Annotated in this window: 16 protein-coding genes; all 16 read left to right on the plus strand. The window is 71.5% G+C overall.

Annotation, left to right across the window (positions count from 1 at the left end; genetic code table 11):
- Positions 1-13 precede the first annotated feature (13 nt).
- Complete coding sequence (locus tag Aph01nite_RS06190; protein ID WP_204039767.1) at positions 14-460, plus strand: DUF2231 domain-containing protein; 447 nt, start codon at positions 14-16, stop codon at positions 458-460.
- Positions 461-534: 74 nt separating this feature from the next.
- Complete coding sequence (locus tag Aph01nite_RS06195; RefSeq protein WP_204039859.1) at positions 535-1,776, plus strand: replication-associated recombination protein A; 1,242 nt, start codon at positions 535-537, stop codon at positions 1,774-1,776.
- Positions 1,777-1,843: 67 nt separating this feature from the next.
- Positions 1,844-2,221: a DUF948 domain-containing protein gene (locus Aph01nite_RS06200; protein ID WP_204039768.1), complete on the plus strand. Its 378-nt coding sequence runs from the start codon at positions 1,844-1,846 to the stop codon at positions 2,219-2,221.
- Positions 2,218-2,460, plus strand: a complete 243-nt coding sequence (locus Aph01nite_RS06205) for a hypothetical protein (protein WP_204039769.1) — start codon at positions 2,218-2,220, stop codon at positions 2,458-2,460. The genes Aph01nite_RS06200 and Aph01nite_RS06205 overlap by 4 nt, the downstream gene beginning before the upstream one ends.
- 1 nt (position 2,461) lies before the next feature.
- Positions 2,462-5,131 (plus strand): alanine--tRNA ligase, encoded by a 2,670-nt coding sequence (gene alaS, locus Aph01nite_RS06210; protein WP_204039770.1) that lies wholly within the window; start codon positions 2,462-2,464, stop codon positions 5,129-5,131.
- Between the two features lie 10 nt (positions 5,132-5,141).
- Positions 5,142-5,642 (plus strand): Holliday junction resolvase RuvX, encoded by a 501-nt coding sequence (gene ruvX / locus Aph01nite_RS06215; protein WP_239161427.1) that lies wholly within the window; start codon positions 5,142-5,144, stop codon positions 5,640-5,642.
- A complete protein-coding gene (gene mltG, locus Aph01nite_RS06220; protein ID WP_204039772.1) occupies positions 5,639-6,745 on the plus strand; it encodes an endolytic transglycosylase MltG in 1,107 nt (368 codons plus the stop codon). The genes ruvX and mltG (Aph01nite_RS06220) overlap by 4 nt, the downstream gene beginning before the upstream one ends.
- A 139-nt stretch (positions 6,746-6,884) precedes the next feature.
- Positions 6,885-8,039, plus strand: a complete 1,155-nt coding sequence (mltG, locus tag Aph01nite_RS06225) for an endolytic transglycosylase MltG (protein WP_204039773.1) — start codon at positions 6,885-6,887, stop codon at positions 8,037-8,039.
- 21 nt (positions 8,040-8,060) lie between these two features.
- Positions 8,061-8,864 (plus strand): shikimate dehydrogenase, encoded by an 804-nt coding sequence (locus Aph01nite_RS06230; protein ID WP_204039774.1) that lies wholly within the window; start codon positions 8,061-8,063, stop codon positions 8,862-8,864.
- 152 nt (positions 8,865-9,016) lie between these two features.
- The gene (infC, locus tag Aph01nite_RS06235) at positions 9,017-9,727 is read left to right on the plus strand and encodes a translation initiation factor IF-3 (protein WP_204039775.1); all 711 of its coding nucleotides are present in this window, start codon (positions 9,017-9,019) and stop codon (positions 9,725-9,727) included.
- A gap of 116 nt (positions 9,728-9,843) precedes the next feature.
- Positions 9,844-10,038: a 50S ribosomal protein L35 gene (rpmI, locus tag Aph01nite_RS06240; RefSeq protein ID WP_204039776.1), complete on the plus strand. Its 195-nt coding sequence runs from the start codon at positions 9,844-9,846 to the stop codon at positions 10,036-10,038.
- A 21-nt stretch (positions 10,039-10,059) separates the two neighbouring features.
- Entirely contained in the window at positions 10,060-10,440 is a 381-nt protein-coding gene (gene rplT / locus Aph01nite_RS06245) for a 50S ribosomal protein L20 (RefSeq protein ID WP_155346686.1), read from the plus strand.
- A 130-nt stretch (positions 10,441-10,570) separates the two neighbouring features.
- Entirely contained in the window at positions 10,571-11,368 is a 798-nt protein-coding gene (locus Aph01nite_RS06250) for a TrmH family RNA methyltransferase (RefSeq protein WP_204039777.1), read from the plus strand.
- A 100-nt stretch (positions 11,369-11,468) separates the two neighbouring features.
- Entirely contained in the window at positions 11,469-12,602 is a 1,134-nt protein-coding gene (locus tag Aph01nite_RS06255; protein ID WP_204039778.1) for a sensor histidine kinase, read from the plus strand.
- A 112-nt stretch (positions 12,603-12,714) separates the two neighbouring features.
- On the plus strand, positions 12,715-13,812 hold the full coding sequence (gene pheS / locus Aph01nite_RS06260; protein WP_204039779.1) for a phenylalanine--tRNA ligase subunit alpha: 1,098 nt from the start codon (positions 12,715-12,717) through the stop codon (positions 13,810-13,812).
- Positions 13,812-16,361, plus strand: a complete 2,550-nt coding sequence (locus Aph01nite_RS06265; protein ID WP_204039780.1) for a phenylalanine--tRNA ligase subunit beta — start codon at positions 13,812-13,814, stop codon at positions 16,359-16,361. Before pheS ends, Aph01nite_RS06265 begins: the two co-directional genes overlap by 1 nt.
- The last annotated feature ends 121 nt before the right edge of the window (positions 16,362-16,482 follow it).

Genomic DNA, 16,482 nt, shown 5'->3' on the forward strand with positions numbered 1-16,482 from the left:
AGGAGCGGCCCCCATGTTCGACGAATTCCTCGGTCTGCCGGCGCACCCCCTGATCGTGCACGCGGCGGTCGTCTTCGCGCCGCTGCTGGCGGCCCTTTCCATCGCGTACGCGCTGGTCCCCCGGCTGCGGCCGCGGCTGGACTGGGCCGTCGCGCTGCTGGCCGTGGTCACCCCGATCACGGTCTTCGCGGCCAAGCAGAGCGGCGAATCCTTCAAGACCCGCCTTTTCCAGGACCAGACCCCCGACCCGGTGGCCGCCCACGAGTCCTTCGCGCTGCCGCTGCTGATCTCCGCCATCGCGCTGGGCGTGCTGTCCCTGCTGCTGGTGTACGCGGCCAACCGGTCCACCCGCCAGTCCACGATCATCCTCGGCGCGCTGACCGTGGTGGCGGCCGCCGTGGTCGGCTACTACGTGGCGCGGTCCGGGCACTCCGGCGCGACCGCCGTGTGGGGCGGCTGAGCTAGGCTCCCCATGTGGAGAGTCTGTTCGATTCGGCGGCGAGGGAGGCCACGCCGGAGCCGCTCGCTGTCCGGATGCGCCCGCGCACCCTCGACGAGGTGATCGGCCAGCGGCACCTGCTGGGCCCCGGCACGCCGCTGCGCCGCCTGGTCGAGAGCGAGGCGCCGATGTCCCTGTTCCTGTGGGGACCGCCCGGCACCGGCAAGACCACCCTGGCGTATGTCGTGTCGAACGTGACCAAACGCAGGTTTGTGGAGATCTCCGCGGTCTCCGCCGGGGTCAAGGACGTCCGGGCCGCCATCGACGCGGCCCGGACCGAGCTCGGCATGACCGGCCGCCAGACCGTGCTGTTCGTGGACGAGGTGCACCGCTTCAACAAGGCCCAGCAGGACGCGCTGCTCCCGGCCGTGGAGAACCGCTGGGTCACCTTCATCGGCGCCACCACCGAGAACCCCTTCTTCTCGGTCATCTCGCCGCTGCTGTCCCGCTCGCTCCTGCTCACCCTGGAGTCCCTCGCCGACGACGACATCGGCGACGTGGTGGACCGCGCCCTGGCCGACCCGCGCGGGCTCGGCGGCGGCGCCGTCCTGCACTCCGACGCCCGCGCCCAGCTGGTCCGGCTGGCCGGCGGCGACGCCCGCCGCTCCCTGACCTACCTGGAGGCCGCCGCGCTGCTGTCCGGCGACATCACCGTCGAGGTGGTGGAGCGGGCCGCCGACAAGGCCGCCGTCCGCTACGACCGGCAGGGCGACCAGCACTACGACGTGGTCAGCGCGTTCATCAAGAGCATGCGCGGCTCCGACGCCGACGCCGCCCTGCACTACCTGGCCCGCATGGTCGAGGCGGGGGAGGACCCGCGCTTCATCGCCCGCCGTATCGTCATCTTCGCCTCCGAGGACGTCGGCATGGCCGACCCCGCCTGCCTGCAGGTCGCGGTCGCCGCCGCCCAGGCCGTGGAGTTCATCGGCCTGCCCGAGGGCCGCATCAACCTGGCCCAGGCCGTCATCCACTGCGCCCTGGCCCCCAAGTCCAACGCCGTCGTCAAGGCCATCGGCGCGGCCTCCGACGACGTACGGCGCGGCGCCATCGGCCAGGTGCCCGGCCACCTGCGCGACGCCCACTACGCCGGCGCGAAGAAACTCGGCCACGGCAGCGGCTACAAGTACCCGCACGACTTCGACCACGGCCTGGTCAAGCAGGAGTACGCGCCGGAGGAACTGCGCGACCGCCGCTACTACGAACCCACCACGCACGGCGCGGAGGCCCCCGTCGCGGAACGCTGGGCCAAAATCCGCGCCTTCCTGCGGGGGGCGTGACAACGCGGCCGGAGGGCAGAGCGCGATAGGGTCTTGCCATTCCAGCCAGGATCATCTAGGAGGCCGCATGCTCACCGCGGGAGAGGTCGCGGGCCTGATCGTCGCCGTGTTCTGGGCCATCCTCGTCGCTTTCCTGGCCTTCGTGCTGGTCAGGCTGGCCCGCCTGCTCACGGAGACCACCAAGATGGTCTCCGAGCTGGGCGAGAAGGTCGGCCCCCTGCTCGAGGACGTCAGCTTCACGATCAACGAGACCAACCGGCAGCTGGTGGCCGTCGAGGCGATCGCCGAGAACATGAAGCACGCCAGTGGCGACATGGCCAAGCTCACCGGCGTGGCCTCCAGCATCGTGGCCACGCCGCTGGTCAAGATCTCCTCGATCGCGCACGGCGTCAAGGCGGCCCTGACGCGCCGCCGCCCGCGCATGATCGGCGGGAGGAAATCGTGATACGCCGGTTGTTCTACATGGCGCTGGGCGCGTACCTGGCCACCTGGGCCCAGCGCAGGCTGCGCGCGCTCAAGCCCGACCACCTCGCGCGGCGCGCCGCCGACCAGGTCAGAGGCTTCGCCGACGACGTGCGCGACCAGGCGTCCCACCGGGAAACCGAGTTGCGCGCCCGGTTTGGGCTGGACACTGTAAGCAGTACACAGACACACCTACCTCCGAACGTAAGGGATGGCCGCTGATATGGAGTCGGCAGAGATCGCCCGCCGCTTCCTGCGCTTCTTCGAAGAGCGCGGGCACACCATCGTGCCCTCGGCCAGCCTCATCGCAGAGGATCCCACTCTGCTGCTGGTCCCCGCGGGCATGGTGCCGTTCAAGCCGTACTTCCTGGGGCAGCGCACGCCGCCGGCCAAGCGCCTGGCCAGCGCCCAGAAGTGCGTGCGCACCCCGGACATCGACGAGGTCGGCAAGACCACCAGGCACGCGACCTTCTTCCAGATGCTCGGCAACTTCTCCTTCGGCGACTACTTCAAGGACGACGCGATCCCGTTCGCCTGGGAGCTGCTCACCAAGCCGGAGTCCGAGGGCGGCTTCGGCTTCGCCGAGGACAAGCTCTGGGTGACCGTCTACCTGGACGACGACGAGGCCGCCGACATCTGGCACAAGAAGGTCGGGGTGCCCCGGGAGCGCATCCAGCGCCGCGGCATCATCGACAACTTCTGGTCCATGGGCGTGCCGGGCCCGTGCGGCCCCTGCTCCGAGATCTACTACGACCGCGGCCCCGAGTACGGGGTGGACGGCGGCCCCATCGCGGACGAGAACCGCTACCTCGAGGTGTGGAACAACGTCTTCATGCAGTTCGAGCGCGGCGCGGGCGGGGCGAAGGAGGACTTCCCGATCCTCGGCGAGCTGCCCAGCAAGAACATCGACACCGGAATGGGCCTGGAGCGCATGGCCGCGATCCTGCAGGGCGTCGACAACATCTACGAGATCGACACCACGTACAAGATCCTCGACCGGGCGGCCGAGCTGACCAAGTCGCGCTACGGCCGCGACCCGCGCGCCGACATCAGCCTGCGGGTCGTCGCCGACCACGTGCGCACCGGCACCATGCTGGTGGCCGACGGCGTGCTGCCCAGCAACGAGGGCCGCGGCTACGTGCTCCGCCGCATCCTGCGCCGCTCGATCCGCAACCTGCGCCTGCTCGGCTCCGGCGAGGACCGCTACATGCACGAGCTGACCGCGGTCGCGATCAACGTGATGGGCGAGCAGTATCCCGAGCTGAAGGCGGACGCGCCGCAGATCCACGGCGTCATCGACGCGGAGGAGGCGTCCTTCCTGGGCACCCTGCGCACCGGCACCGCGATCTTCGACGTGGCGGTGGAGGAGACCAAGCGCAAGGGCGCGGGCACCCTCGCGGGCGAGCAGGCGTTCCAGCTGCACGACACCTACGGCTTCCCGATCGACCTCACCCTGGAGATGGCCGCCGAGCAGGGCCTGAAGGTGGACGAGGAGGGCTTCCGGCGGCTGATGAAGGAGCAGCGCGACCGCGCCAAGGCGGACGCGAAGGCCAAGAAGACCGGCAACGCCGACATCTCCGTCTTCGGGCAGCTGCTGGAGAAGACCGGCAAGGTCGACTTCCTCGGGTACGACCACGTCACCGCCGAGTCCGAGATCGCGGGCATCCTGCTGGACGGCGTCTCCGTGCCGGCCGCGGGCGCGGGCAGCACCGTGGAGATCGTGCTCTCCCGGACCCCGTTCTACGCGGAGGGCGGCGGCCAACTCGCCGACCAGGGCGTGATCAGGACCGACGGCGCCGAGTTCGAGGTGGTGGACGTGCAGACGCCGCTGGCGGGCGTCATCGTGCACCGCGGCAAGGTCAGGACCGGTGAGATCCGGGTCGGCGACCAGGCCCACGCGGAGATCGACGTGGACCGCCGCCGGGCCATCTCGCGCAGCCACACGGCCACCCACCTGGTGCACCGCGGCTTCCGCAACGCGCTCGGCGAGACCGCCGCGCAGGCCGGCTCGGAGAACTCGCCCGGCCGTTTCCGCTTCGACTTCACCGCGGCGGGGGCGGTCCCCGCCAGCGTGCTCCGCGACGTGGAGGACGAGGTCAACGCGATCCTGATCAACGACCTCAAGGTCAACGCCTTCCACACCTCCCAGGCCGAGGCCCGCGCCATGGGCGCGCTCGCCCTGTTCGGCGAGAAGTACGGCGACACCGTGCGCATCGTCGAGGTGGGCGACTACAGCCGCGAGCTCTGCGGCGGCACCCACGTGGCCAGCTCGGGCCAGCTCGGCCTGGTCAAGGTCCTCGGCGAGGCGTCCATCGGCGCGGGCGTGCGCCGGGTGGAGGCCCTGGTCGGGCTGGACGCGTTCCGCTTCCTGGCCCGGGAGAGCGTGCTGGTGGCCCAGCTCAGCGAGCAGCTGAAGGCGCGCAGGGAGGAGCTGCCCGAGCGGGTCGAGGGCATCGTCACCCGGCTGCGCACCGCGGAGAAGGAACTGGAGCGGCTGCGCTCCGCGCAGGTCCTCGCGGTCGCGGGCGACCTGGCCTCCGGCGCGGCGGACGTGTCCGGCGTGGCCGTCGTGACGCACCGCGCGCCTGCTGGAACCACCCCCGATGACCTGCGTAAACTCGCCTTGGACGTGCGCGGCCGGTTCCCGGCTGAACGCGCCGCGGTGGTAGTCGTGGCCGGAGTTCCCTCCGATCGGCCGGTCGTCGTCGCCGCTGTCAACGACGCGGGGCGCGGACGAGGGCTCAGGGCGGGCCAGTTGGTCGGCGTCGCCGCCAAGGCGCTTGGGGGTGGCGGTGGCGGCAAGGACGATGTCGCGCAGGGCGGCGGGGCCCGGCCAGAGGCGATCGGTGACGCGCTGCGCGCCGTCGAGACGGCGATCTCCGCGGCACTCTGATGAAGGTGACATGAGACGAGGCGTCCGGCTCGGGGTGGACGTCGGCTCGGTCCGGATCGGGGTCGCCCGCAGCGACCCCTCCGGCCTGCTGGCCACCCCGGTCGAGACGGTGCGGCGGGGCAAGGGCGACCTGGACAGGCTCGCCGCCCTCGCCGCCGAGCACGAGGTCATGGAGGTCGTGGTGGGCCTGCCCACCACGCTCTCCGGCCGCGAGTCGCACGCCGCCTCGGCCGCGCGCGAGTTCGCGGCCCGCCTGGCCGTCCGGCTCGCGCCGATCGGCATCCGGCTGTACGACGAGCGGCTGACCACGGTCACCGCCACCCAGGGCCTGCGCTCCAGCGGCGTCAAGGCCAGGAACCAGCGCGACGTCATCGACCAGGCCGCCGCCGTGGTCCTGCTCCAGGCCGCCCTGGACAGCGAGCGCGCCACCGGGAGACCGCCGGGCCGTCCCCAGGAACCACCACCCCCCAGCCCTTCTGACGGAGAGACGCGCGGCGGGACAGCCCGGTGACCCCGGCGGAGGGGGACGACAGCCCGTTCCTGCTCACCCGCGACGACCAACGGCCGCCGGAGCGGCGCGACCGCCGGACCAAGGTGATCGTGATCACCGGCGCGGCCGTGGTCGCCGTGGCCGGCATCCTCGGGGCGAGCTCCGTGCTCGTGCCGCTGCTGGCCCCCGACGACTTCGAGGGCTCCGGGACCGGCGCGGTGACCGTGGAGATCAAGCCGGGCCAGAGCGCCTCGCAGATCGCGGAGACCCTCTCCGAGGCGGGGGTGGTCGCCACGGCGCGCTCGTTCGTCCGGGTGGTCCGGCAGCGGGAGAAGGAGAACAGCCTGCGGCCGGGGCGGTACCGGCTCAACCGGGGCATGGCCGCGGGGGCCGCCCTGGACGAGCTGATCAGCGGCAAGGCCCGGCTGGTCAAGAAGGTGGCCGTGCCAGAGGGGCTGCGCGCGGGGGAGGCGCTGTCCAAGCTGGCCACCGGGTCGGGCATCCCGCTGGCGGAGCTGCAGAAGGTCGCCGCCCAGCCGCTGGGCCTGGGCCTGCCGCAGTACGCCAAGGGCCAGGTGGAGGGCTTCCTGTTCCCGGCGACGTACGAGATCGAGCCGGGCACCACGGCGCGGAGCCTGCTCACCGCGATGGTGGCCCGGTACCGGCAGATGGCCGAGCACATGAAGTTCGAGGAGAAGGCGGCCGAGCGCAAGCTGACGCCGCTGGAGGCGCTCACGGTCGCGAGCATCATCCAGGCGGAGGGCGGCCGGGACGAGGACTATCCGAAGATCGCTAGAGTGATCTACAACCGGATGGCCAAGGGCGCCAAGCTGGAGATGGACTCCACCGTGCTCTACGCCCAGGGCCGCCATTCGCTCAAGGTCTCGGAGAGGGACATCCAGGTGGACTCCCCGTACAACACCTACAAGCACACGGGGTTGCCGCCGGGGCCGATCGGGAGTTCGGGGGAGAAGGCGCTCCACGCCGCCCTGAACCCAGCGAAGGGCGATTGGTACTGGTTTGTCACCACCGATCCAGGACGTAGAATCACGAAATTCACTGACAACGAAGGTGAGTTCGTGAAATATCGGGAAGAGCTGAACAGATACCTCGGGGCCGACTAGGCCGACAGGTTCACCGCCCATGACCTCCCGATGTCCTGGGCGGATGAGCCGGCGACCAATCCGACGCCTGCATCCCCCCTCGGTTTCGCTCTCCCGCTTGACGCGGAGCGGGTCGGACCGGGAGATTGGCCTGCGCACTATGAACGATCTCGACATGGACTCACTGCTGGGTGACGCCGAGGACGAGGGACCGCGGCGGCGGTCCCGGGGTCCTTCCCGTCGCCAGCAGACGCGCGGCCGCAAACGCCGCCGCCGCACCCGCCGCAAGGGCGCGGCCGCCTCGCTGATCGCGGTCGTCGTGATCGTCGCCATCCTGGGCGGCGGCGGATACCTGGCCTACAACTGGGTCCGCGGCGTCATGATCCCCAAGGACTACACCGGCCAGGGCAGCGGCGAGGTCACCATCGAGATCGCGCAGGGCGCCTCCGCGGGCGAGGTCGCGCAGACGCTGGAGGAGGAGGGCGTCGTCGCCAGCGCGCGCGCCTTCATCAACGCCGTGGACGCGGCGGGCAAGGGCGCCTCGCTCCAGCCCGGCTCGTACGTGATGCGCAGGCAGATGTCCGCCGCCGCGGCCGTGACCCTGCTCGACCCCGAGCACCGCCTGCGCTCCACCCTCACCATCCCCGAGGGCCACCGGCTGAGCAAGATCTTCACCACCCTGGCCACGGCCACCGGCAAGTCCGTGGACGAGTTCAAGGAGGCCGCCCGCGGCGACCTCGGCCTGCCCGGCTACGCCAAGGGCCGCCTGGAGGGGTACGCGTTCCCGGCCACCTACGAGCTCACCCCGAACATGTCGGCCAGCGCCATCCTCACCCGCATGGTCGACCGCTTCAACGAGACCGCCGCCAAGGACGACCTGGAGGCGGAGGCCAGGAAGCGCGGCTTCACCCCGCACGACATCGTGACCATCGCGAGCATCGTGCAGGCCGAGTCCGGCAGCCAGGAGGACATGCCGAAGGTGGCCCGGGTCATCTACAACCGCCTGGCCATGAACCCGCCGATGAAGCTCCAGATGGACAGCACGCTCATGTACGGCCTCAACAAGTACGGCATCGCCGCCACCGACGAGGAAACCCGGAGCGACTCCAAGTACAACACCTACAAGTTCCCCGGCCTCCCGCCCGGCCCGATCGCCAACCCGGGCGACCACGCCATCCAGGCGGCCCTGCACCCGGCCAAGGGCGACTGGATCTACTTCGTGACGACCGACCCGGCGAAGGGCATCACCAAGTTCACGGCGAGCGAGGACGAGTTCTGGGACCTCCGCGACGAGTTCAACCGGAACAACCAGTAACCGATCAGTGAAGGTGACCCGATGACGCGCGCCGCCGTGCTCGGCCTGCCGGTCAGGCACTCGCTCTCGCCGGTGCTGCACCGGACCGCGTACGAGGCGCTCGGCCTGACCGGCTGGCGGTACGACGCGATCGAGTGCGCCGAGGACGGCCTGGCCGCCTTCATGGCCGGGCTCGGCCCGGAGTGGGCCGGGCTTTCGCTGACCATGCCGCTCAAGCGGGTGGTGTTCCCGCTCCTGGACACGGTCTCTGAGCTGGCCGTGGAGGTGGGCGCGGCGAACACCGTGGTGCTGCGGGACGGCGCCAGGCACGGCGAGAACACCGACGTCTACGGCATCGTCCGGGCACTGGCCGAGGCCGGGGTGACCCGGCCGCGCAGCGCCACCGTGCTGGGCGGCGGGGCGACGGCGGCCTCCGCGCTGGCCGCGCTGCGCTCGCTCGGGCTGGACGAGGCCGCCCTGGTGGTGCGCGACCCGGCCAGGGCGGGGGACACGCTGGCGGTGGCCGAGCGGCTCGGCGTACGGGTGGCGGTGCAGACCTTCGACAAGTTCGACGCCGAGGTGGACCTGCTGATCTCGACGCTGCCCTCGGGGGCGGCGGACGGGTTCGCGGGGGCGGCCATGCGGGCGGGCGCGGTGTTCGACGTGGTGTACTCGCCGTGGCCGACGCATCTGGTCGCGCGGGCGCGTACAGTCATCGGGGGGTTCTCCATGCTGCTGCACCAGGCGGCGCGCCAGGTGGAGCTGATGACGGGCAGCACGATCGCCCCCGTCGAGGAGATGCGCCGGGCCGGCGAGGCCGAGCTGGCCGCGCGCGCCGGGGAATGAACCGTTCCCGGCCGCGGTTATGGTAGTGTTGTAGCTCGATCGGTCTGGCATGCCAGCTGGACGCGCAAGCGGAGGTCCTCCTCCCACCTGATCGGCCGAGAGGCCGACGGGTCAAGGATCACATTGAGAGTTCTCGGACTCAGTGGCCCCGCATGCGTGACGTGTGGGGTCTTTTGTCGTTTCTCCCACACGGTCGAGCACTTAAGCGGAAGTCCCTTGGAGGTCCCATCAGCACCGAGCCCCGCATCAATGATCGTATTCGCGTGCCCGAGGTCCGCCTCGTCGGCCCGAACGGCGAGCAGGTCGGCATCGTGTCCATCCACGACGCGCTCAAGCTGGCCCAGGAAGCCGATCTCGACCTGGTCGAGGTCGCCGCGACCGCTCGTCCGCCCGTGTGCAAGCTCATGGACTACGGCAAGTTCAAGTACGAGTCGGCCATGAAGGCGCGCGAGGCGCGCCGCAACCAGGCACACACGATCATCAAGGAGATCAAGCTCCGGCCGAAGATCGACCCGCACGACTACGAGACCAAGAAGGGTCACGTCGTGCGCTTCCTCAAGGCGGGGGACAAGGTCAAGGTCACGATCATGTTCCGCGGGCGTGAGCAGTCCCGCCCGGAACTGGGCTTCAGACTCCTGCAGCGGCTCGCCGAGGACGTCACGGAGCTGGGCTTCGTGGAGTCCCAGGCCAAGCAGGACGGCCGGAACATGATCATGGTGATCGGGCCGCACAAGAAGAAGGCCGAGGCCAAAGCCGAGAAGGCGGCGGCCAGGGCACAGCGCGGCGATGAGCCCGCGGGTGACAACCCCCCCGCGGAGACCGCCGCGGGCGTCGCGACGCGCGAGTCGCAGCCGCAGCAGTAACACGCTGTGCAGTCGGGGCCGAACGCTGGTCTCGAACGAGTCAGGCATGCCGGTGACTCGGGCCCCTGGCAGGGCCCGGGAAACCGGCACGGGAACAACGAGGGAGAGACGGCTACATGCCGAAGATGAAGACGCACAGTGGTGCGAAAAAGCGGTTCCGGCTCACCGGGTCCGGCAAGATCGTTCGTCGGCGTGCCAACCGGAAGCACCTTTTCGAGCACAAGCCGTCCACTCGTACGCGCCGGCTGGAGAATGACATCGTCATCTCCGAGGCCGACCGCAAGAAGATCAAGAAGCTGCTCGCTAAGTAACCCCCGGGGAGATAGATACACATGGCACGCGTGAAGCGGGCGCTCAACGCCAAGAAGAAGCGCCGCGTCGTCCTCGAGCGGGCGAGCGGCTACCGGGGTCAGCGGTCGAGGCTGTACCGCAAGGCCAAGGAGCAGATGCTCCACTCGATGACGTACGCCTACCGGGACCGCAAGGACAAGAAGGGCACCTTCCGGCGCCTCTGGATCCAGCGCGTCAACGCGGCGGCCCGGGCCAACGGCATGACCTACAACCGGTTCATCCAGGGTCTGCGGCTGGCCGGCATCGAGGTGGACCGCAAGATCCTCGCGGACCTGGCCGTCAACGACAGCCAGACCTTCGCCACCCTGGTCGAGGCGGCCAAGAAGGCGCTGCCGGCCGATGTGAACGCGCCGGTCGCCTGACGGTCCCACCGGCGAGGGACCCGGCCGCCCGGCCGGGGATCTCCCCTCGAACCGTCGCGGAGGGGCTCACCGATCGAGGTGGGCCCCTCTTCGCGTTCCGGCTAAAGTCGTCCCCGAACCAAGGGGGATCATGTCCGAGCTGACCAACATCAAGTCGCCCAGGGTCAAGGCCGCCCGGCGGCTGACCAAGCGCGCCTTCCGGGACCGGGACCGCGCCTTCCTGGCCGAGGGCCCGCAGGCCGTGCGGGAGGCGCTGGCGCTGGACGGGGTCACGGTCGAGCTGTTCGCCACCGCCGAGGCCGAGCTGCGCCACCCCGAGATCGTCACGGCCGCCAAGCTGGCCGGGGTGCCGGTCTTCCGGGCCAGCGGCGAGGTCATGGCCGAGCTGGCCCAGACGGTCACCCCGCAGGGGCTGCTGGCGGTGTGCCGGTTCGTGCACGTGCCGCTGGAGCAGGCGGTCGCCGCCGACGCGCGGCTGGTCGCGGTCCTCGCCCACGTGCGCGACCCGGGCAACGCCGGGACGGTGCTGCGCACCGCCGACGCGGCCGGCGCGGACGCGGTGGTGTTCACCGACGCGTCGGTGGATCCGTACAACGGCAAGTGCGTGCGGGCCAGCGCGGGGAGCATCTTCCACCTGCCGGTGGTGACCGGGCTGCCGGTGGGCAAGGCCGTACAGGAGCTGAAGGGGCGCGGATTCCGGGTGCTGGCCGCCGACGGGACCGGCACGCGGACCCTCGACGAGGTGGCCCTGGACGCGCCGGTGGCCTGGCTGTTCGGCAACGAGGCGTGGGGGCTGCCGGCCGAACTGCTGGCGCTCGCCGACGAGGTGGTGCGGGTCCCGATCTACGGCCGGGCCGAGAGCCTCAACCTGGCCACGGCGGCGGCCGTCTGCCTGTACGCGTCCGCGCGGGTTCACCGGCAGAAGTGAACACTGGTGGAAGACCCGCGTATCGAGGCTGACAGAGTGCTCGGGAAAACCGCTATTGTCGGGCCTGACGGCTCATATTTATGAGAAATGCGCGGCCCGGATGACCATCCTCCGTGGTCGCTGGCCTCGGCGACCCACCGATGGAGGACCCCCTTTGCGTGGCGAAAACACCCATGACCGGGTTTACGACCCGGCGAGTGTGATCGCTGTAGATGATCTCCCGGACGGCCTGGTGGCCGTGGACGGCTCCGGCCGGGTGCTGGCCGTCAACCGGGCCGCCGAGCGGCTCACCGGGGTGCGCAGAGCCGCCGCCGTGGGCGCCCACGTGACCGACGTGCTGCCGTTCCGGGACGCCGAGGGCCGCGACTGGTGGAAGTGGCTGGACCCGCACGGCGGCCTGTCCACCCGCAGCCGCCAGGTGGAGCGCCCGGTGGTGCTGGACCGCCGCGAGCTGCTGGTGGCCGCCCGGTTCGTCCGGGTGCCCGAGCGCGGCGGCCGGGTCGCCCGGGTGGTGATCACGCTCAGGGACACCGCCGCCCGCAGCCGGCTGGAGCGCAGCCGCGCCGACCTGGTCTCCACCGTCGCCCACGAGCTGCGCTCCCCGCTGACCAGCGTGAAGGGCTTCACCGCCACCCTGCTGGCCAAGTGGGAGCGGTTCACCGACGCGCAGAAGCTGGTCATGCTCCAGACCGTCAACGCCGACGCGGACCGGGTCACCCGGCTCATCACCGAGCTGCTCGACGTGTCCAGGATCGAGTCCGGCCGGCTGGAGATCCGCCGCCAGGTGGTGGACATCCCCGCCAGGGCGCGCCGGATCATCGCGGGCCGGGTGGCGGCCGGGGAGCCGGAGGAGCGGTTCGTGCTCGTCGTCGACGGCGAGCTGCCGGAGACGTGGCTGGATCAGGACAAGATCGACCAGATTCTTGGCAATCTGCTCGAAAACGCGGTGCGGCACGGGCGCGGTAAAGTGACAATCGTCGTGGAACCCGTGGAATGGGGAGTGGCCGTGTCCGTGCGCGACGAGGGCGAGGGTGTCGCACCCGAGCAGGTCTCGCGCGTCTTCCGCCAGTTCTGGCGCGGCAACGGCCGCCGCCGCGGCGGGACCGGCCTCGGCCTGTTCATCGTGAAGGGCCTGGTCGAGGCGCACGGTGGCGCGATCAGCGTGCAGCGCGCCCCCGGCGGCGGCGCCGAGTTCCGATTTACCGTGCCCACCGGGGCCCCCGACTTCGCCTAGGGTCCCGCGTGGGCTTCCAGGACGCGCAGGGGTCAGCATTTCCGGCCGATCGGCCGGTCCCGGTGAACGCACTAGACTTTGCACGCTCAAGCCCTGGATACGGAGCTCTCTCTTGTCTGATTACGACCCGGTCGAGGTGACGCCGCTGCACGCCGACGAACTGGCGCGCGCGGAGGCCGACGCCCTCGCCGCCATCTCGTCGGCCGCGGATCTCGACGCCTTGAAGCAGGTGCGGCTCGCCCACGCGGGCGACCGTTCCCCCATCGCGCTGGCCAACCGGGAGATCGGCGCGCTGCCGCCGGCCGCCCGGGCCGAGGCCGGCAAGCGCATCGGCGGCGCCAGGAAGGCCGTCGCCGACGCCCTCGCCGTACGGCAGGCGGAACTGGAGGCGGAACGCGACGCCAAGGTCCTCATCGAGGAGACCGTGGACGTCACGCTGCCCTGGGACCGCGCCCCCCGCGGCGCGCGCCACCCGCTGACCACGCTCCAGGAGCGCGTCGCCGACTGCTTCGTGGCGATGGGCTACGAGGTCGCGGAGGGCCCCGAGCTGGAAGCCGAGTGGTACAACTTCGACGCGCTCAACATCGCGCCCGACCACCCGGCCCGCTCCGACCACGACACGTTCTTCGTCGAGTCGGTCGAGTCCGGGAAGGTCCTGCGGACGCAGACGTCGCCGGTGCAGATCCGGGCGCTGCTCGCCCGGACCCCGCCGGTCTACGTGATCTCGCCCGGCAAGGTGTTCCGCACCGACGAGCTGGACGCCACGCACACGCCGGTCTTCCACCAGGTGGAGGGCCTCGCCGTGGACAAGGGCCTGACCATGGCCCACCTGAAGGGCACGCTGGACCGGTTCGCCGAGGTCATGTTCGGCGAGGGCATCACCACCCGGTTCCGGCCGAACTACTTCCCGTTCACCGAGCCGTCCGCCGAGATGGACCTGCGCTGCTTCGTCTGCCGGGGGTCCTCGGCCGTGCCGGGCAGCCCGCCGTGCCGCACCTGCAAGTCCGAGGGCTGGATCGAGTGGGGCGGGTGCGGCATGGTCAACCCGCGGGTGCTGGTCGCCTGCGGCGTGGACCCGTCCGTCTACTCCGGCTTCGCCTTCGGCATGGGCATCGAGCGCACGCTGATGTTCCGGCACAACGCCGAGGACATGCGCGACATGATCGAGGGCGACATCCGGTTCACCCTGCCGTTCGGACTGGAGGTCTGATGAAGGTCCCGCTCTCCTGGCTGCGGGAGTACGTCGATCTCCCCGCCGTCACCGCGCACGAGATCGCCGAGAAGCTCACCGCCGCCGGGCTCAAGCTCGAGAACATCACCTCGCACGGCCACGAGATCAAGAACGTGGTGGTCGGCCGGGTGCTGGAGATCGAGGAGCTCACCGAGTTCAAGAAGCCGATCCGGCACTGCCGGGTGGACGTCGGCGAGGCCGTGCCCCGCGAGATCGTCTGCGGCGCCGTCAACTTCGTGCCCGGCGACGTGGTGCCGGTCGCGCTGCCCGGCGCGGTGCTGCCGGGCGGCTTCGAGATCGGCTCCCGCAAGACGTACGGCCGGCTGTCGGACGGCATGATCTGCTCCGAGGCCGAGCTGGGCATCGCCGAGTCCTCGCCCGGCATCCTGGTGCTGCCCGCCGACACCGTGATCGGCGCGGACGTGGTGGAGCTGCTCGGGCTCCGCGACGAGGTGCTGGAGCTGGAGATCACGCCGGACTGCGGCTACGCGCTGTCCATCCGCGGCGTGGCCCGCGAGGCCGCCACGGCGTTCGAGGCGGACTTCCGCGACCCGGCCGCGATCGACTACCCCGTCACGGGCGGCCCCTCGCACCCGGCCTCCATCGCCGACCCGACCGCCTGCGACCGCTTCGTGCTGCGCGCCGTCTCCGGCTTCGACCCGGCCGCGCCGTCCCCGCTCTGGATGCGGGTACGGCTCGCGCGGGCCGGCATGCGCCCGGTCTCGCTGGCGGTGGACGTCACCAACTACGTGATGCTGGAGCTCGGCCAGCCCCTGCACGCCTTCGACGGGGCCACCGTGCGCGGCGAGATCGTGGTCCGGCGGGCCGAGCCGGGGGAGACCCTGGAGACCCTCGACCACGTGGTGCGCAAGCTGCACCCGGAGGACATCCTCATCACCGACGACTCGGGCCCGATCTCCATGGCCGGCACCATGGGCGGCCTGGCCACCGAGATCTCCGACGGTTCCACGGACATCCTGATCGAGGCCGCGCACTTCTCCGCCACCGGCATCGCCCGCGAGTCCCGCCGCCACAACCTGGTCAGCGAGGCGTCCAAGCGGTTCGAGCGCGGCGTCGACAGGGAGCTGCCGCTGGCGGCCTCCTGGCGCGCGGTGGACCTGCTCTGCACCCTGGGCGGCGGCACGGCCGAGCCGGGCGTCACGCACGCCTCCGCCGATGTCGCGCCGGTCGCCATCACCATCCCGGCCGGGCATCCCGGGCGGGTGGCGGGCGTGCCGTACTCGAAGGAGACGGTGGTCAGGCGGCTGGAGCAGGTCGGCTGCGAGGTCGTGGACGGCGCGGTGGCGCGGGACGGCGGCCAGGGCGTGGCGGCCAGCGGCGTGGTGTCCGGCGGCGACCTGGCCGGGAGGCTGGCCGTCACCGGGGACGACCCGATCACCGTGTACCCGCCGTCCTGGCGTACCGACCTGACCGACCCGAACGACCTGGCCGAGGAGGTCATCCGGCTGGAGGGCTACGACCGGCTGCCGTCGGTGCTGCCGGCCGCGCCCGCCGGGGCCGGGCTCACCGAAGCGCAGCGGCTGCGCCGCCGGGTCGGCCGCGCGCTGGCCCTGTCCGGCTACGTCGAGGTGCTGTCGTACCCGTTCATCGGGGTGCGCGACCTGGACGGGCTGCAACTGCCCGAGGGGGACCCGCGCCGCCGGGCCACCCGGCTGGTCAACCCGCTCAGCGAGGACGAGCCGCTGATGCGGACCACGCTGCTGCCCGGCCTGCTCAAGACGCTGGTCCGCAACGTGGGCCGCGGCTTCACCGACGTGGCCCTGTTCGAGACCGGCCTGGTCTACCGGCCGGAGGCGGACGCGCCGGCCACCGCGCCCATCCTCAACGTGGACCGCAGGCCCACCGACGAGGAGCGGGACTGGATCGAGGCCGCCCTGCCGGGCCAGCCGGTCCGGGTCGCGGTCGTGCTGGCCGGCGAGTTCGAGCGGTCCGGCTGGTGGGGCGCGGGCCGCGCCGCCTCCTGGGCGGACGCGATCGAGGCGGCCCGCTCGGTGGCCCGCGAGGCCGGGGCCGACCTGGAGGTGCGGGCCGACCGGCACGAGCCGTGGCACCCCGGCCGGTGCGCCGCCCTCTACGTGGACGGCACGCTGGTCGGGCACGCGGGTGAGCTGCACCCGCGGGTGGCGGAGGCGTACGGGCTGCCGCCGCGCACGGCCGCGATGGAACTGGAGCTGTCCCGCCTGACCCCGGCCGGTCCCGCGCAGACGCCGCCGGTCTCCGCCTATCCGGTGGCGACCCAGGACGTGGCGCTGATCGTGCCCGCGGACACCCCGGTGACCGCGGTCGAGGCGGCGCTGCGGGCGGGCGCGGGCGAGCTGCTGGAGTCGATCCGGCTGTTCGACGTGTACGCGGGCGCGCAGGTCGGCGAGGGCAACAAGTCCCTGGCGTACACGCTGCGGTTCCGGGCGCCGGACCGCACGCTGACCGCCGAGGAGACGACCGCCGCCCGGGAGGCCGCCGTGGCGGTGGCCGCCGAGCGCACCGGAGCCCAGCTCCGCGGGGCGTAGCCCTCAGAGACGCCTCTTCCACCCGGGGACTTCCCGGGTGGAAGAGGCGTCTTCGGGTGAACCGTTCAAAGCCGACGTGCGCGGATGCTCGCGGAACTTGCCAGGCTCGCCTACAGCGCGT

The sequence above is a fragment of the Acrocarpospora phusangensis genome (genome assembly GCF_016862995.1).
Classification (GTDB): domain Bacteria; phylum Actinomycetota; class Actinomycetes; order Streptosporangiales; family Streptosporangiaceae; genus Acrocarpospora; species Acrocarpospora phusangensis.

Excerpts from the sequence above, each read along its gene's own strand:
- Aph01nite_RS06190 (WP_204039767.1), top strand. The coding sequence starts at position 14 with ATGTTCGACGAATTCCTCGGTCTGCCGGCGCACCCCCTGATCGTGCAC.
- Aph01nite_RS06195 (WP_204039859.1), top strand. The coding sequence starts at position 535 with ATGCGCCCGCGCACCCTCGACGAGGTGATCGGCCAGCGGCACCTGCTG.
- Aph01nite_RS06200 (WP_204039768.1), top strand. The coding sequence starts at position 1,844 with ATGCTCACCGCGGGAGAGGTCGCGGGCCTGATCGTCGCCGTGTTCTGG.
- alaS (WP_204039770.1), top strand. The coding sequence starts at position 2,462 with ATGGAGTCGGCAGAGATCGCCCGCCGCTTCCTGCGCTTCTTCGAAGAG.
- ruvX (WP_239161427.1), top strand. The coding sequence starts at position 5,142 with ATGAGACGAGGCGTCCGGCTCGGGGTGGACGTCGGCTCGGTCCGGATC.
- mltG (WP_204039773.1), top strand. The coding sequence starts at position 6,885 with ATGAACGATCTCGACATGGACTCACTGCTGGGTGACGCCGAGGACGAG.
- Aph01nite_RS06230 (WP_204039774.1), top strand. The coding sequence starts at position 8,061 with ATGACGCGCGCCGCCGTGCTCGGCCTGCCGGTCAGGCACTCGCTCTCG.
- infC (WP_204039775.1), top strand. The coding sequence starts at position 9,017 with ATGCGTGACGTGTGGGGTCTTTTGTCGTTTCTCCCACACGGTCGAGCA.
- rpmI (WP_204039776.1), top strand. The coding sequence starts at position 9,844 with ATGCCGAAGATGAAGACGCACAGTGGTGCGAAAAAGCGGTTCCGGCTC.
- rplT (WP_155346686.1), top strand. The coding sequence starts at position 10,060 with ATGGCACGCGTGAAGCGGGCGCTCAACGCCAAGAAGAAGCGCCGCGTC.
- Aph01nite_RS06250 (WP_204039777.1), top strand. The coding sequence starts at position 10,571 with ATGTCCGAGCTGACCAACATCAAGTCGCCCAGGGTCAAGGCCGCCCGG.
- Aph01nite_RS06255 (WP_204039778.1), top strand. The coding sequence starts at position 11,469 with ATGACCATCCTCCGTGGTCGCTGGCCTCGGCGACCCACCGATGGAGGA.
- Aph01nite_RS06265 (WP_204039780.1), top strand. The coding sequence starts at position 13,812 with ATGAAGGTCCCGCTCTCCTGGCTGCGGGAGTACGTCGATCTCCCCGCC.